13 protein-coding genes are annotated in these 16,184 nt (G+C 70.3%); 4 read left to right on the forward strand and 9 right to left on the reverse strand.

Annotation, left to right across the window (positions count from 1 at the left end; translation table 11 throughout):
• Positions 1 to 16: 16 nt before the first annotated feature.
• The 9 genes from LCI23_RS15525 to LCI23_RS15565 form a co-directional block, all read right to left on the reverse strand.
• The gene (locus LCI23_RS15525; RefSeq protein ID WP_224947348.1) at positions 17 to 937 is read right to left on the reverse strand and encodes an alpha/beta fold hydrolase; all 921 of its coding nucleotides are present in this window, start codon (positions 935 to 937) and stop codon (positions 17 to 19) included.
• 96 nt (positions 938 to 1,033) lie between these two features.
• Positions 1,034 to 1,639 (reverse strand): redoxin domain-containing protein, encoded by a 606-nt coding sequence (locus tag LCI23_RS15530; RefSeq protein WP_224947349.1) that lies wholly within the window; start codon positions 1,637 to 1,639, stop codon positions 1,034 to 1,036.
• Positions 1,640 to 1,698: 59 nt separating this feature from the next.
• Complete coding sequence (locus tag LCI23_RS15535) at positions 1,699 to 3,858, reverse strand: protein-disulfide reductase DsbD (protein WP_224947350.1); 2,160 nt, start codon at positions 3,856 to 3,858, stop codon at positions 1,699 to 1,701.
• A 169-nt stretch (positions 3,859 to 4,027) separates the two neighbouring features.
• Positions 4,028 to 6,028, reverse strand: a complete 2,001-nt coding sequence (locus LCI23_RS15540; protein WP_224947351.1) for an LTA synthase family protein — start codon at positions 6,026 to 6,028, stop codon at positions 4,028 to 4,030.
• A 173-nt stretch (positions 6,029 to 6,201) separates the two neighbouring features.
• Positions 6,202 to 6,546 carry a four-helix bundle copper-binding protein gene (locus tag LCI23_RS15545; protein ID WP_224947352.1) on the reverse strand — a complete coding sequence of 115 codons (345 nt, stop codon included), beginning with the start codon at positions 6,544 to 6,546 and terminating at the stop codon, positions 6,202 to 6,204.
• Between the two features lie 110 nt (positions 6,547 to 6,656).
• Positions 6,657 to 7,052 carry a hypothetical protein gene (locus tag LCI23_RS15550; protein ID WP_224947353.1) on the reverse strand — a complete coding sequence of 132 codons (396 nt, stop codon included), beginning with the start codon at positions 7,050 to 7,052 and terminating at the stop codon, positions 6,657 to 6,659.
• A gap of 95 nt (positions 7,053 to 7,147) precedes the next feature.
• Positions 7,148 to 7,849: a hypothetical protein gene (locus tag LCI23_RS15555; RefSeq protein WP_224947354.1), complete on the reverse strand. Its 702-nt coding sequence runs from the start codon at positions 7,847 to 7,849 to the stop codon at positions 7,148 to 7,150.
• A 54-nt stretch (positions 7,850 to 7,903) separates the two neighbouring features.
• A complete protein-coding gene (locus tag LCI23_RS15560; protein WP_224947355.1) occupies positions 7,904 to 8,299 on the reverse strand; it encodes an MAPEG family protein in 396 nt (131 codons plus the stop codon).
• 102 nt (positions 8,300 to 8,401) lie between these two features.
• The gene (locus LCI23_RS15565; protein WP_224947356.1) at positions 8,402 to 9,649 is read right to left on the reverse strand and encodes a metal-dependent hydrolase; all 1,248 of its coding nucleotides are present in this window, start codon (positions 9,647 to 9,649) and stop codon (positions 8,402 to 8,404) included.
• 160 nt (positions 9,650 to 9,809) lie between these two features.
• Here LCI23_RS15565 and LCI23_RS15570 point away from each other — a divergent pair, with 160 nt between their 5' ends.
• The 4 genes from LCI23_RS15570 to LCI23_RS15585 all read left to right on the forward strand — a co-directional run bounded on the left by LCI23_RS15570 (position 9,810) and on the right by LCI23_RS15585 (position 16,182).
• Positions 9,810 to 11,372 (forward strand): PAS domain-containing methyl-accepting chemotaxis protein, encoded by a 1,563-nt coding sequence (locus tag LCI23_RS15570; protein ID WP_224947357.1) that lies wholly within the window; start codon positions 9,810 to 9,812, stop codon positions 11,370 to 11,372.
• Between the two features lie 127 nt (positions 11,373 to 11,499).
• Positions 11,500 to 12,972, forward strand: a complete 1,473-nt coding sequence (gene hemN, locus LCI23_RS15575; protein ID WP_224947358.1) for an oxygen-independent coproporphyrinogen III oxidase — start codon at positions 11,500 to 11,502, stop codon at positions 12,970 to 12,972.
• Between the two features lie 7 nt (positions 12,973 to 12,979).
• The gene (locus LCI23_RS15580) at positions 12,980 to 13,744 is read left to right on the forward strand and encodes a sulfite exporter TauE/SafE family protein (protein ID WP_224947359.1); all 765 of its coding nucleotides are present in this window, start codon (positions 12,980 to 12,982) and stop codon (positions 13,742 to 13,744) included.
• On the forward strand, positions 13,741 to 16,182 hold the full coding sequence (locus LCI23_RS15585; protein ID WP_224947360.1) for a heavy metal translocating P-type ATPase: 2,442 nt from the start codon (positions 13,741 to 13,743) through the stop codon (positions 16,180 to 16,182). The genes LCI23_RS15580 and LCI23_RS15585 overlap by 4 nt, the downstream gene beginning before the upstream one ends.
• Positions 16,183 to 16,184 lie beyond the last annotated feature (2 nt).

Here is a 16,184-nt window from a genome sequence, read left to right on the forward strand (position 1 = left end):
CAGGTGGCGTTGCTGATCAAGGCGCGGCCAGGAAGGCCTTCACCTCGTCCTGGAAGCGCTGCGGCTGGTCCCACATGATGAAGTGGGCGCTGTCCGGGATGCGCTTCAGGCTGACCTGCCGCAGCGGCGCGTAGGCGGCCTTGTACACGTAGTCGAACTGTTCGGCCGGCAGCGGCACGCTGTTCGGCTGCACGTAGAGCACGGTCACCGGCCGGCTGATCTTCGGCAGTTCGGGCATCAGGTTGGTCACCAGCAGCTCGTGGTAGGCGCGCGCGCTCACGTCCGGGGCGCTGGCGGCGGAGTCGGCGATGGCGCCGGCGCGCATCGATTCGGTGTTGACCATGCCGGCGATGGTCGCTGCGGTGTTGCTGGCGCGCTGCTCCGGCGTGGCCTTGCGGATCGCCGCCGTCATGGCGCCGGCCACCGCCTCGACCTGTGCCGGCGTGGCGCCGGGGCCGGCGAAGAAGCTGCCGAGGTAGGGATACATGTCCACCACCATCAGGCGCGACAGGATGTCCGGATGGCGCGCGGCCAGCATCAGGCCCATGGTGCCGCCCAGCGAGTGGCCGATCACGGCCGGCTGCTTCAGGCCCGCTTCCCGGATGTAGCGCGCGATCTCCTCGGCCACCGGCGCGGCCACCTTGCCTTCCGCGTTGGCGCCGGCCGGCTGGCCGGCGAAGCCCGACACGTGCACCAGGTGGTAGCGGTAGCCCGGCAGCGCGGCCACGGTCGAGGCCCAGGCGCGCGGCGAGGAATTCAGGCCGGGGATCAGGACCACGTCGGGACCGGCGCCTTCGGTACGCACCGTGATGCGCGCCGATTCGAAGGGCGCGGCCAGCGCGCTGGCCGCCGGTAGCAGCGCAGCGAAGGTAGCGAAGGTGGCGAAAGCGGCGGCCGCAGCCAGCAGGCTGCGGCGTGGAAGCGAAGTGCGGCGCATGGAGATCCCCTGATTATTTTTGAATACAGGAAACCATCATAGCAGCGCCCGCCAAGCATGGTCGATGGCGGCGGCACATTATGTGCGCCGCATGGGTCAGCCGTACTTGACCGAGCAGCCGTAGGGCTTGGTGACGGCCTGGCTGAGGGCCTTTCCGGCCAGCGATTCGTCGATCGCCTGCACCATGTAGTTGGTGGCGCCCTTGATGTCGGCCGGGTTGGCGGTCGGCTTGCTGTCGATCGCGCCCGCATACACCAGCTTGCCGCTCGGGTCGATCAGGTACATGTGCGGCGTGGTGCGTGCGCCGTAGGCCTTGCCGATCGCGCCGCCGGTATCCATGATGGTGGCGGCCGGCACCGCCTTCTTCGACTTGACCCACTCGCTGATCGCGGCCGACTTGGCGGCCCGGTCGCCGTCCGCGCTGGTGCTGACCGACAGCCAGACCACGCCCTTGTCGGCGGCGTACTTCTGCACGCCCGGCATGTTGCCGCTGTCGTAGTGCTTCTTGACGAAGGGACAGTCCGGATTGACCCATTCGAGCACCACGTACTTGCCCTTGTACTGGTCGAGGGAGACCGGCTTGCCGGCCGTGTCGACGCCCTTGAATGCCGGCGCCGGCTGGCCGACCACGGCCTCGGCGAGGGCGCTGCCGTGCAGCAGCAGGCCGGCGGCGAACAGCGAGAGTGCGATGGTGCCTTTCATGGATTCCTCCTGGGGGTTGGTGGTGTTCCTGTCTGCATGTCTACATGTTTGCGGCCGGGTCAGGAAGCGGGAAGCGTGGAAAGCGCCCGCCTGACTTCGTCCACGCTCGGCAGTTCCGACAGCAGGGCCGGTGGCTGGGCTCCGTGGTAGAGCGCATACACCGGTACGCCGCTGCGCCCGAGTTCCTTCAATGCCTGCGTGATCGTGGCGTCGCGCCGGGTCCAGTCGGCGCGCAGCAGCAGCACGCCGCGCGCCCGGAAATCCGCCATCAGGCCCGGGTCGGCCAGGGTGGTGCGCTTGTTGTACTGGCAGGTCACGCACCAGGCCGCCGTGAAGTCGACGAACACCGGGCGGCCTTGCTGGCGCGCCTGCGCCACCGCCTGCGGCGACCAGGCCTGCCAGCCGGCAGCCTCGACCTTGGCCTGGTCCGCTTGCGCGTACTCGAGGGCCGGCCAGGCCCAGGTGGCCGCGGCCGCGACGGCGAGGAAGGCCGCGCCGATGCCGGCGAGGCGTCCGGCCCGGCTGCGCGCCGGAATGCCAAGCAGCCAGGTGCCGAAGGCGGCGGCCACGATCAGCCCCAGCACGGCGGCCATGGCGTCGGCGCCGGCTTGCTGCCCGAGCACCCATAGCAGCCACACCACGGTGGCGAACATCGGGAAGGCCATCAGGGTCTTGAAGCGCAGCATCCATGGCCCCGGGCGCGGCAGCAGGCGCGCCAGGCCGGGGAACAGGCTGGCGGCGAGGTAGGGTGCGGCCATGCCGGCACCCAGGACCGCGAATACCGCGAGCGCCTGGGGCGCCGGCTGGGCCAGGGCGGCGCCCAGGGCCGCTCCCATGAACGGGGCGGTGCAGGGAGAAGCCACGGCCACCGCCAGTACGCCGGTGAGGAAGTCGTCCAGCACCGGATGGCGCGCACGCGCATTCAGCAGGCGGCCGGGCAGCATGTGGCGGAACTCGACCAGGCCGGCCAGGTTGAAGCCGATCAGCGTGAACAGGATGGCGAGCGCCGCCACGAAAGGCGGCGACTGCAGCTGGAAGCCCCAGCCCAGGCGTTCGCCGCTGGCGCGCAGCGCCAGCAGCAGGGCGGCCAGCAGCACGAAGGAGGCGATCACGCCGGCCGTGTAGGCGAAGCCGCCGGCCACGTTGCGCTTGCGCGCGCCGCCATGCTGGGCGAAGCCGAGCACCTTCAGCGACAGCACCGGGAACACGCAGGGCATCAGGTTCAGCAGGGCGCCACCGAGGAAGGCGAAGGCCAGCACCGGCAGCCAGGGGCGGGCCGCGCCGGCGTCGGCAGGCGCTGGCGCGGCGGATGCGGCAGATGTGGCAGTCGCGTCGACCGCGCCGGCAGCGGCAGTCGCCGCAGCGCCCGGCTGCGGCCACGGTCCGGAAATCGCGAAGGAGAGCGCGGTTCCGGGTGCGCGCTGTCCGGCCGTGATCACCGCCGCCATCGAGGCCGGGCTGTCGCTGCGCTGGGACGACAGGGGCGCGCGCAGCAGCAGCCGTTCGCCCTGCCATTCCTGGGTCAATGGCGCCGCGTGGTCGAGCACGGCGCCGTTGGCGGGGAACAGCTGCAGCGGCTGGTCGCGGTAGGCCGGCGGCAGGCCGGCAGCCTCGATCACCAGTGCATTGTTCTCGATGCGCGCGGCGGCCCGCAGGCCGGGCAGCGCGACTGGCGCGGCATCGAAGGCGCGCTGGAACAGGGCGGCATGGGCGGTGGCGGGGGCGGGCGCCAGTTCGGCGTCCAGTTCCGCGAATTCGGGGATGCACACTTCTTCGCAGATGAGGAAGTCGGCGCGCAGCTTCACCACGGCTGGTCCGCCCCGGTAGCCGGCCGGTACCGTCAGGCGCACCGGCAGCAGCAGGTCACCCTCGTAGCCATAGTTCATCAGGGGGCCAAGCGGCAGCTGCTTCGGCGTCGGCCAGGCGATGTCCCCGGCGGCGAAGCCGGCAGGCAGGGTCCAGGCGAGCGTGGTGGGCAGGCCGGAGTCGCCCGGATTCAGCCAGTAGGTATGCCAGTGCGGGTCGTGCAGGATGCGCAGGCCCAGCCACGCCTCGGCGCCGGGCGTGAGGCCGGCCGGGGCGTGCACCAGCAGTTCGGCGCGCGCATGGCCGGTGGCGGCCGCGGAAGCGGCCCGGGCCCAGGACGCGTGGAACAGCAGCGCCAGCACCAGCAGCAGGCTGCCCAGCCAGCGCGCCGGGTGGCGCGGTTCAGCGCGCATCGGCGCGCTGCAAGTGCATGCCGAAAGCGGTCGTTCCTGCAAGCGTGCTCATATCCTGGCCCCCGGTTCGAATAGCGCGATGTGCGATGGCCGCAGGACATGCTCAGCGCAGGGCAGCCCGGCGGATGCACCATAGTATCAGGAACCGGGCCGGAAACCGGCCGCCCTGCTACTGTCCCAGCCGGTAGCGCTGTTCGCGGTACAGCAGCGAAGGCAGGAGCACATGGGCCAGCGCCGTCTCGGCCTGTGCCGGGCTCGGCTGGCCGGCGCGGGCGTCGAGCACGCCGCGGGTGGCGTCGTAGCGCCCCAGCATTGGCGCCTTTCCCGGACGCAGGATGGTCGCCGCGCCATCCTCTTCCAGCAAGGCGAACACATCGTTGAACTGGATCAGGGCGCGGCCCGGGCTTGCGCTGTCGCGCGCGAAATCGCGGCCGATCATAGGATGCGTGCTCGACACGCCCAGCAGCGACAGCAGGGTCGGGCCCAGGTCGACCTGGCTGGCGACCGGCGTGATGCGGCGCGGCTGGATGTCGGCGCCCAGGATCAGGCCGGGAATGTGGAACTTCTTGACCGGCACCAGCTCGTCCCCGTAGACCCGGTTGTCGTGGTCGGCAACGATCAGGAACACGGTATCCTTCCAGTAGTCCTGCTGCTTCGCCGCGCGGATGAACTTGCCGAGCGCGTAGTCTGCATACTTCACGGCGTTGTTGACGGTCTGGCGCTGCGGGTCGTGCAGGTCGATCTTTCCGTCCGGAAATTCAAAAGGTTCGTGGTTGGACGAGGTGAAGATCAGGCTGAAGAAGGGTTTGCCCTGGGCATGCAGGTCCTTCAGGCGTTCGAGCGACTTGTCGAACAGGTCTTCGTCGGAAGCCCCCCAGCTGCCCACGAAGGCGGGCCGCATCTGCCCGATGTCCACCACGCGCTGGAAGCCATTGCCCGTGAAGAAGCTGCGCATGTTGTCGAAATGCGCTTCGCCGCCGTAGACGAACTCGGTCTGGTAACCCTGCTGGCCGAGGCCGGCGGCCAGGGTGTAGAAACGCTGCTGCGCCAGCGACAGCTTGACCACGCTGCGCGCCGGCGTCGGTGCGAAGCCGGCCACCACCGCCTCGATCCCGCGCACCGAGCGGGTGCCGGTGGCGTACAACTGTTCGAACCACCAGCCTTCATGCTTGAGCCGTTCGAGTTCCGGCGTCACCGGCAGGCCGCCCAGCGACTGCACGAAGGTGGCGCCCAGGCTCTCCTCGAGCACGATGACGAGGTTGAGTGGGCGGGGGCGCGCGATCGCCGCCTGCTGGGCGTGCAGGGTGGGCCGCTCGGGATCGGCGAAGCGGGCATCGGCCAGCCATGGCGCGGCGCGCACCCGGGCCAGCACCTGCCCGCGCGGCAGGGCGCCGTAGATTTCCGAGGAACGCGCCTCCTTGCGCATCGACCCGATCGCGTCCAGCACCGACCAGGCCGAATTGATGACCAGCGAATTCACCAGCGCGTCGCCGGTGAGCGCGAACAGGGCCGGGTTGGCGGGACGGTGGCCGGTGGTCGAGCGCACCTGCATGAACACCAGCACGCACAGAAGCGGCCAGAGCAGCAGCAGCCTGCGTGCCGGCCACATGCGCATGTCCGCCGAGGCGCCGCGCAACAGACGGAACAGCAGCACGCCCAGCACCACGGTCATTCCGACGCCCAGCAGCAGCGCGGTGCGGAAGCCATGCCAGAGCGTGGCCAGGACTTCGCGCGGATAGCTGAGGTATTCGACGAACAGCCGGTTCGGACGGACATCGTACTGCAGGATGAACTGGGGCGACGACAGTTCCATGAAGACGATCAGGACCAGGGCGAAGCTGGCCCAGACCAGCGTTCCCGTGCGCCAGAACCTGACGGCGCTGCGGTGCGCCAGCAGGGGTGCGAACAGCAGCGGAATGGCCAGGAAATAGCCAAGCAGGATAAGGTCGGCGCGCAGGCCCTGCAGGAACAGGAGACCGTCGATGCCGGTGGCACGTACCCGCGACCACTGCCAGGCCGCCAGGCCAAGCCGCGACAGGCTCAGGATCGCCAGCCCGAGCAGAAGCATCTGCAGCAGGACCGCGTAGGGCCCGGCCCAGAGCGTGGCACGCGCGAGCCATGCCGTCGGCGCCGCGGCGCGGGGGGTACTGCCGGAGGGGAAAGTGACCATGAACGCTGCTTGCCATGCCTGGAAAGAACACATCGCCAGGCGATGCATCGACGGCGCCACGGACCCGGGCCGCAGCGGCCGCGGCCAGGATCGGCAGCGGCGGTCCGATGCTATAGGGCAACTGATCAGCGTGGTGTTACTGCCCCGTTAAGATCGCGTTAAGAATATTTCCTTCAGATGTGGCGTTCGCGTGCGTGCTTGTCGCACTCGGCCGCGCAGCGCTCGCACGCCGCCTGGCACTCGGCGCAGTGCCGGTGCATCGCGGCGTGTTTTCCGCATTCGGCCGCACAGGCGCGGCAGAGGTGGGCGCATAGGGCGCAGAAATCGCCGTGGTGGGGCGAGTCGCGCAGCATCGCATTGGCGGTGGCGGCGCAGATGTCGGCACAATCGAGGTTGATCAGCGCGCAATGGTTCTGGTTCTCGCGGATGTCGGCTGCCGCGCACACCTGGCAGGCGCGCAGCGCTTCCTGGCAGGCCTGGATGCAGGCCTGGATGTTCGCCATTTCGGTTTGACCCATTATCGTCTCCTGGCAGTCGTGATCGAGCCGCCATGCTAGCGCAAGGCCGGATCGGCAAGCGTCCGATTCCGGACTGAAACTGTCGGCGCACTGCAGGGAGGCAAGCCGTTTCAGGCTGCTTCCTCCGCGCGGGAGGTGCCGTCCGGCGACCACCCCAGGCCTGCGCGCGGCCGGATGCGCGCGGGGCGCACCCGTGGCGGGGGCGGCGGTGGCGCGACGGGCCGGACCTGGGTCAGGGCGCCATCGAAAGGCGCGACCGTATCGTCGATTTCGCCAGTGGCGCCGGTCGCGCCGGCGAGGAACTGGCCGATCGCGATCCTCACCAGGCTGCGGTTGCTGAGTTCCGCCACCAGGCCGACCTTGCGGCTATGGTAGAGATAGGTGGAAGTCACGCCGTCCGGTCCGGTGATCTCGACCTTCTTCGGCAGTGAAAATCCATAGCGTCCGGTGGCCCAGAGCTTCACCAGGCAGACGCTGCCGTATGGGGTATGGAAGCGAAAATTCATGACCAGATGCTAATCCGGCCCGGCTGTAGGCACGCTAAGAAATTGTTCCAAACCGTAACGGGCGAAACACTCGTTTCCCCCAGGTACCAACCATCTCAGTCGCGACGGTAATAGATCCCCGTGTGGCGCACGTTCAGGCCACCGCACGCGCCATTGTCGTCGGCCACCAGTGCCTTTCCCACGCGGACCAGCCGTACTGCGCAGCCGTCTTGCGCCGCGCTCGCGCGCGTCCCTGCTGGCTCGACCCGCAGCGGGGCGCGCATGCCGCCGAAGTGGGCCCGTGGCTCGCCGTCCGGGCCAGACCCGCCATCCCAGCGCAGGCGCGAGGCGAGGATCAGGCCCTGACCCTGGTCAGGCGTCTTGCCCGGCGCGGCAGGGGCGATGCGGATGCTTGCGCTGCCGTCCGACCACAGGCCGGTCCAGCCGCGCAGCGGATCGACAGGCATGGCCGGTAGCAGGGACAGGCTGCGCAGCGCGATCCAGGACACGGTTTCCCGTGTGCGCCCCTGGTACCAGACACAGGCCCACCCGGCGTCGCGCTTGCCGACCAGGACCGCATCGCCCGGTACCAGGTAGGCCGGGCGGCGGCACTGCGCGCCCCCGGCCGGACAGCCGTCGAGGTCGCTGAAGAAATGGATCTTCTCGCCTTGTTGGCCGGTGACCACGCCCTGGTCCAGCTGTTCCTGCTCGCGCGGGAACAGCCCGTTGCGGCAGAACGCGGCGTCGGCCGGGGCCGCGGCGGACGCCGCGCTTGCCATGGACAGGAAGAGCAGGAAGAAGGGAGTCCAGCGGCGCATGTTTCGGCTTTCAAAAGGAAAACAGCAGCATGGTCAGACGCGCCGGCGCATGGTTCAGGGCGCGAGGATCGCGGCCAGCAGCATCACCAGCCCGGCCAGTGAAGTGAACCATGCGAGGCTGCGCAGCAGCGGGACGCCGGCCGCATACAGCGGCAGGTAGGCAATGCGCGCGCCCAGGTACAGCCAGCAGCCCCACAACGTCAGCGCGCCTTCGCGGCCGGCCACGTGGGCCACCAGCACGGCCGCCGCGAACAGGGGCAGGGTCTCGAACAGGTTGGCCTGGGCCCGCTGCAGGCGCGCCGTCACCGGCCGCGGCGGCGGGGCGGCGCCATCGCGGGCCCCCATGCTGTAGGCCATGCCGGTTTCCTGGTCGCGCAGCAGGGCGGTCAGCAGGATCTGGCCCAGCGCCAGCACCAGGGTCCAGCCAAGCAGCATCAGTTCGGTCGTCATGCGGGGTCTCCATGGTCGTCGCCAGTACGGCGGCGAATTGTCAATACGCCAATCTTGTCATCATACGTGATGAGCCTGCCTGCCGCCACACCGGCCGCCCTTTCAGTTCGCCCCGGGCGGGCGCCCGAGCAGGTCGGCGCGCGGATAGCCCCAGGTGGCCAGCGGCGCCGGACACGGATCGCTGGCCCTGGCCACATAGGGCAGGGTCGAGAAGTTCGGCTGCCCGGGTTGTCCGAAGCGCAGGTCGGTGGCTGCGCCGTCCAGCAGCGACGGCACGCGTGCGAAGCGCAGCCAGGCGTCGAAGTGGCAGTTACTGCGCTGCAGGTTCCGGAACGCGGCGATGCTGCGGGTTTCGGTGTATTTCCAGGCCAGGGCCGTCGCGCGGCTGCCCGGTTCGCCGCCGAACCGCCGCGGGCAGGCCGCCACCGGCGTGACGCCCGGCGCCAGGCTGAGCACGCCAACGCGCACCGTATAGGTGCCGGCCCGGTCCGGCCCGGGCCCAGGCCCAGTCGTGACCGTGGCGAACGACCAGCACAGCGGATTGGCCGGGAAGGACGACAACGGCAGGTCGAGCACCCGGCTGCCCGGTGCCGTATTGTCCAGCGCGGCCCGGATCTGGGTGCGGGCGGCCTGGCCGGCCAGCGCCTGGACGCCAACGAAGCCGGCGCAGGCGAGAACGGCGGCGACCAGGCCCGCGTCTGCGCCCAGTCGGCGTCCGCAGGCGAGCACCGCCAGCGCCAGCGCCGCCAGGCCGGCCAGCGAGCCCCACTGCAGGTAGCCGAGCCAGGTGAATAGCAGCGGCATCGCGGTGAAGGCGGCCAGCCCCAGCCAGCGCAAGATGCGGCGCGACGCCAGCGGCGCCAGGGCAAAGCCGAGCGCCGTCCAGAACACCGGTTCCACGATGAAGACCAGGTCGGCATACAGCCAGCGTGAATCGACGGGATGGAACGGGTGTACGCCATACACATTGAGGGCGTCGAAGCCCAGGTGCAGCACCATGCCCAGCAGTGCCGTGCCGACGACCGCCCGGCGCGCATGCGGGTCCGCCCGCAGCAGCCGGCGCAGGCCCGGCCACAGCAGCCAGGCCAGGCCCAGCAGCAGCGCCACCTGCGGCAGCGCATACAGCAGCGTGTGGGTATGGCCGCGGTGGTGGATCAGGTAGCCCAGCGGGGCCGGGAGCAGCGGGGTCAGTATCAGGTCCAGGTCCGGGAAATTACTGGCCAGCAGGCCGGTCAGGAGCAGGGCACGGCGCCGCGTCGATCCCTGGACGGGATCGGCGGAAGCGGACAGGGAGCGCTCGACCAGCTCGCCCACCGCAAGGCCGACTAGGGAATGGGTAACGTTGTCCATGGCGCAATCTTACACTGAAGACAACACTATCCGCGTTTGTTGAAGTTTCTATACGGAAATATTATTGGGTTGAATTTGATCTAGGTCAAGAATTTCGGCGATCGCGCTTGCTAGAATGCTGCGTTGCAAAACTTGCCTTATGGCAATTAGGAGAAGTGTCGTGCGTGTCAACCTGCCGGTCACCGGTGTCGAATACCTGCTCGAAGAGGGCCAGTCGATCGTTTCCAAGACCGACACCAAGGGCCGTATTACCTACGTCAATCCCAGCTTCGTCGAGGTCAGCGGTTTCCGCGAGGATGAATTGCTGGGCAAGGCGCACAACATCGTGCGCCATCCCGACATGCCCGAGGAAGCCTTCGCCGACCTGTGGGCGACCCTGAAGGCGGGCGAACCCTGGACCGGCATGGTCAAGAACCGCCGCAAGAACGGCGACTTCTACTGGGTGGTGGCGAACGTGGTACCGGTCAAGGAGGCCGGTCGGGTGACCGGCTTCATGTCGGTGCGCACCGCGCCCAGCCGCGCCCAGGTGCAGCAGGCCGACGCGCTGTACCGGCGCTTGCGCAGCGGCGCCGCCCAGGGCCTGGCGCTGCGGCGCGGCGCCGTGCGGCGCCTCGGCTGGCGCAGCCGCGTCGCCGCGCTGCGCAACCTGCCGCTGGCGCGCCGGCTCGGGATCATGATGGCAGGCCAGTCGGCCCTGATGGCCGCCCTCGGCCTGGCAGCCGATGGACTGGTGTGGAAGGGGCTGGCCGGCATCGGCGTGGCAGCCACCCTGGCCGCCTGGGCCGAACTGCACCGCAGCATCGCCCGGCCGCTGGCCGAGGCCACCGCCGCCGTGCATGCGCTCGCTGGTGGCGACCTGTCCCATCCGCTCACCGTGCGCGCCGGCGGCCAGGACGAGATCGGCCGCCTGCAACTGGCCCTGCGCCAGCTGAACGTCAACCTGCAGGCGATCGTTGGCGACGTGCGCCGCAACGTGGCCTCGATCGAGCACGCGACGCGCGAGATCGCGTCCGGCAACGGCGACCTGGCCAGCCGCACCGAAGACCAGGCCGCCAGCCTGGCGCAGACCGCGAGCAGCATGGCCCAGGTGGCGGCCGCGGCCGGGCAGAACGCCGACAGCGCATTGCGCGCCGACCGGCTGGTGGTGGCCGCTTCAAGCGTCGCCGGGCGCGGCGGCGAAGCGGTGGGCCGGGTGGGAGAAACCATGGAGCGCATCAGCGCCTCGGCCAACCGGATCGTCGACATCATCGGCCTGATCGACGGCATCGCCTTCCAGACCAACCTGCTGGCGCTGAACGCGGCGGTGGAAGCGGCGCGCGCCGGCGAACAGGGACGCGGCTTTGCCGTGGTGGCGGGCGAGGTACGCAGCCTGGCGCAGCGCTCGGCCGCCGCCGCCCGCGAGATCAAGGCCCTGATCGAGGCCTCGGTGGCGCACGTCGGCACCGGCAGCGAACTGGTGGGCGACGCGGGACGCACGATGCGCGAGGTGGTCGATTCCGTGCGCGAAGCCGCCACCATCATGGACGACATCACCGGCGCCAGCCGCGAGCAGGACGCCGGCATCGCCGAGGTCAACCTGGCCATGACCCGGCTCGACCGGATCACGCGCGAGAACGCGGCCCTGGTCGAGGAATCGGCCGCGGCCTCGGCCAGCGTGGCCGACGAGGCGGCCCGGCTGGTACAGGCGCTGTCGGTTTTCAAGTTCAGCGCGTCCGCTAGGTAACGCGTGCCGAGAAGTGTGGTCAGTATTTGATGCAGGTCAAGGATTCAGATGACGTCGGTCAATAAACTGCCTGCTATTCGAGCCGATATGCACTTCCGCACACCGGCGGCAGCAGGAGTAGATTGACATGCAAGCAGCAGCTTTCCCGGCCGTGGCCAGGCCCATTATCCCGATCCAGCCGGCCCCGGCCACCCACACGGCCCAGGCCGCTGCCGGCGCCGAGTTCGACGCAGAACTGCTGCGGCGGCTCGGCAAGTCGGGCCCGCGCTACACGTCCTACCCCACGGCCGACCGCTTCGGTGCCGACTTCGGCTACCGCGACTACCTGCACGCGGTGGCCGGCCTGCGCACCCGCGGCGGCGCGCGCCCGTTGTCGCTCTACCTGCACATTCCTTTCTGCGACACGGTCTGCTACTACTGCGCCTGCAACAAGATCGTCACGAAGAAGCGCGACAAGGCCGTCACCTACCTGGCCTACCTGAAACGCGAGATCGCGATGCAGGCGGCCCTGTTCGCCGGGATGAACGAGGTCGAGCAGCTGCACTTCGGCGGCGGCACCCCGACCTACCTGTCGGACGCGCAGATGGACGACCTGATGGCGCACCTGCGCCGCAGTTTCCGCTTCGCTCCGGATGAAGCGGGCGAATATTCGATCGAGGTCGACCCGCGCACGGTATCCGCCGAACGCGTGCATACCCTGCGGCGCCAGGGCTTCAACCGCATCAGCCTGGGCGTGCAGGACTTCGACCCCGAGGTGCAGCGCGCTGTCAACCGGATCCAGCCCGAGCACGAGACGCTGGCCGTGATCGAGGCCGCGCGCGCCGCCGGCTTCCGTTCGGTGAGCATCGACCTGATCTATGGCCTGCCGAAGCAGACCCTGGACAGCATGCGCCAGACCCTGGACAAGGTGGTCGCGGCCAATCCCGACCGCATCGCGGTGTACCACTACGCCCACATGCCGCACCTGTTCAAGCCGCAGCGCCGCATCCAGGAGGCCGATATGCCTTCCAGCGACACCAAGCTGCGCATGCTCCAGCTGTGCATCGAGCGCCTGGGCGCGGCCGGCTACGTCTACATCGGCATGGACCACTTCGCCAAACCGGACGACGACCTTGCCGTGGCGCAGCGCCAGGGCCGCCTGCACCGCAATTTCCAGGGTTACTCGACCCATGCCGACACCGACCTGGTGGCCTGCGGCGTGTCGGCGATCGGCGCCGTGGGCGCGACCTACAGCCAGAACGTCAAGACGCTCGAGGAGTACTACGAGCTGCTGGACCAGAACGAGCTGCCGGTGGCGCGCGGCTTCCGGCTCGGCATGGACGACCTGCTGCGCCGCAGCCTGATCCAGAAGCTGATGTGCCAGTTCGAAGTCTCGATCCCCGCGCTGGAGCAGGCCTTCCCGATCGTGTTCGCCGACTACTTCGCGCCCGAACTGGCGCGCCTGCGCCAGATGCAGGACGATGGCCTGGTGACGATCGGTCCCGACTGGCTGAGCGTCACCATGAAAGGGCGCCTCCTGATCCGTAACGTGTGCATGGTGTTCGACCGCTACCTCGCCATGGCGCGCGCGGAGGGCCCGCGCCATTCGCAAACCGTGTGAGCGGTCGATGAGCGATATCCACCCGCTGCCGGCCTTCCTGGCCGGCCTGTTCGGCAGCATCCATTGCGCCGGCATGTGTGGCGGCATCGTCGGCGCGCTGTCGGTGGCGCGCGGCGCCGGCGGGGCGCGCGCCTTCCCGGTGCCGGTACGCACCGTCACCACGGTGGCGCCCGCGGTGGCCCACGTGCTGGCCTACAACGCGGGCCGTATCGCCAGCTATGCCACGGCCGGCGCCCTGGCCGGCGCCGCGGCGGGCAGCGCCGGCCGGCTCGCCGGACTACCGGCACTGCAGCTCGGCGCCTACGTGGCGGCCAACCTGATGCTGGTCGCGCTTGGCATGTACCTGATGAATGCCTGGCGCGGCCTGGCCCTGCTGGAGCAGGGTGGGCAGCTGCTGTGGCGCCGGATCGCGCCGCAGCTGGCCCGCCTTGGCCAGCCCGATACGCCGGGGCGCATGTTCGTGGCCGGCGCACTGTGGGGCTGGCTGCCCTGCGGCATGGTGTACAGCATGCTGGCGCTGGCCATGCTGAGTGGCTCCGCGGCGGGCGGCGCCGCCGTGATGCTGGCCTTTGGCCTGGGCACGCTGCCGATGCTGGCGGCGATCGGCATGGCCGGCCTGCGTGTGCGCGCGCTGCTGGGCCTGCGCCAGGTGCGCCTGGCCAGTGGCCTGCTGATCCTGGGCTTCGGCCTGCTCGGTCTGTGGCGCGCCGCCGGCGGGCTGCCGCCGGGCTGGCTCGACGTCTTGTGCGTGGCGCCCGGGAGCGCGGCATGAGCGCCGTGCTTGCGGACTTCGCCGCGGCCGGCACCGGCGCCGCCACGGGCACGGCCGCCGCCGCCGCCGGCTGCTTCCATTGCGGTTCACCGGTGCCGGCCGGCAGCCGCTGGCAGGCCGATATCGATGGCGCCGCGCGCAGCATGTGCTGCCCCGGCTGCGCCGCCGCGGCCGAGGCGATCGTGCTGGGCGGCTTCGGTGGCTACTACCGCGCGCGCACCGAATACGCCGCACCGGCGGCTGACGGCGCCGACGACCCCGAGCTGGTCCTGATCGACCAGCAGGGACTGAACGGCGAAGCCAGCTTTTCGATCGAGGGGGTACGCTGCGGCGCCTGCGTGTGGCTGGTCGAGCGCCGCCTGGGCGCGCTGCCCGGCGTGAGCGAGGTCGCGCTGAACGTCGCCACCGGACGCGTGTTCGTGCGCTGGGACCCGGCCCTGTGCCGGCCGAGCGACATCGTGCGCGCGCTGCGCGCGATCGGCTATGCGGCCGCGCCCTACGACGCGCAGCGCCATGCCGCGCGTCTCGAGCAGGAGCGCCGTACCCTGTTCCGCCAGCTGTTCGTGGCCGGCCTGGCCATGATGCAGGTGATGATGTATGCGGTGCCGGTCTACCTGGCCGACGACGGTACCATGGACGCCGCGATGGCGGCCCTGATGGGCTGGGCCTCGTTCGCCCTGACCCTGCCGGCCGTGGCCTATTCGGCGCTGCCGTTCTTCCGCGGCGCGTGGCGCGACCTGAAGCGCGGGGTGCCGGGCATGGACGTGCCGGTGGCGCTGGGCATCGCGGCCGCTTTCGCCGGCAGCTGCGCCGCCCTGGTCTCGGGCAAGGGCGACGTGTACTTCGATTCGATCACGATGTTCGTGTTCCTGCTGCTGGGCAGCCGCTATCTGGAACTGGGCGCGCGCCGCCGCGCCACCCAGGCGCTCGAGGCCCTGCGCGGCGGCGCGCCGGCATCGGCGCTGCGCCTGCGCGGCGACCCGGCCCGGCGCGACACCGAACTGGTGCCGGCCGCCGCGCTGGCCGCGGGCGACCTGGTGCTGGTACCGCCGGGACGGGCGGTGCCGGCCGACGGCACCATCGTCGAAGGCTGCACCGACCTCGATTTCTCGCTGCTCACCGGCGAAAGCCTGCCACGCCGCATGGGCCCGGGCGCGCTGCTGCCGGGTGGCGCCGTCAATGGCGGCCAGGCGATCGTGCTGCGGGTGGTCGCCGCCGCGCGCGACAGCACCCTGGCGATGCTGGTGCGCCTGGTCGAACGCGCCGGCCAGGGCAAGCCGGCGATCTCGCTGTGGGCCGACCGCGCCGCGGCCTGGTTCGTGGCCGGCCTGCTGCTGCTGACGGTGCTGGTCTATCTGCTGTGGAACGTGTTCGATCCGGCCCGCGCCTGGCCCGCGGCGATCGCGGTGCTGGTGGTGTCCTGCCCGTGCGCGCTGTCGCTGGCCACGCCGACCGCGCTGGCCGCCGCCACCGACCGCCTGCTGCGCCGCGGGGTGCTGGCGATCGCGCCGCACACGCTGGAAACCTTCGAGCGCGCCACCCATGTGGTGTTCGACAAGACCGGCACCCTGACCCTGGGCCGTCCGGTGCTGCGCCAGGTACTGCCGATCGGACCGCTCGACAGCGACATGTGCCTGCGCATCGGCGCCGCGATGCAGGCCGAGAACGTGCATCCGATCGGCCTGGCGATCCGGGCCGCCATGCCGGCCCATGGCCTGCTGGCACGCGAGCTGCGCTCCACCTTCGGCCGCGGTTTCGAAGGCCGCATCGACGGCGTGCTGTACCGCATCGGCACCGCCGACTTCGTGCAGGAACTGGCGGGCGGCATGGCGCGCGCGGCGGCGCCGAGCGGCACCAGCACCGCCTGGCTGGGCTGCGAAGGCCAGTGGCTGGCGCGCTTTGACCTGTCCGACGCCGTGCGCGAGGAGGCGCCTGAAGTGGTGCGGCGCTTCCAGGAAGCGGGCAAGACCGTGATCCTGCTCAGCGGCGATGGCCAGGAGGCGAGTGCCGCGGTGGCGCGCGAGCTCGGCATCGACAGCGCCTTCGGCGCCTGCCTGCCGGACGAGAAGCTGGCCTTCGTGCGCGCGCTGCAGGAGCAGGGGGCGGTGGTGGCGATGGTGGGCGACGGCAGCAATGACGCCGCTGTGCTGCGCGGTGCCGACGTGTCGTTCGCGATGGGTTGCGGGGCCGAGCTGGCGCAGGTGCATGCCGACGGCGTGCTGCTGGGCGAAAGCCTGCTGCCGCTGGCGGAGGCTGCCGAGACCGCACACCGCACGCTGTCCGTGATCCGCCAGAACCTGCTCTGGGCCTCGCTCTACAATCTCGCCGCGATCCCGGCGGCTGCCACCGGCCTGCTCAACCCCTGGCTGGCGGGGATCGGCATGGCGGGCAGTTCGGCCCTGGTGGTGCTCAATGCCTTGCGGCTGCGGAGGGGCTGAGG

The sequence above is a fragment of the Massilia sp. MS-15 genome (genome assembly GCF_020176695.1).
In the GTDB taxonomy this organism is placed as follows: domain Bacteria; phylum Pseudomonadota; class Gammaproteobacteria; order Burkholderiales; family Burkholderiaceae_D; genus Telluria; species Telluria hydrophila.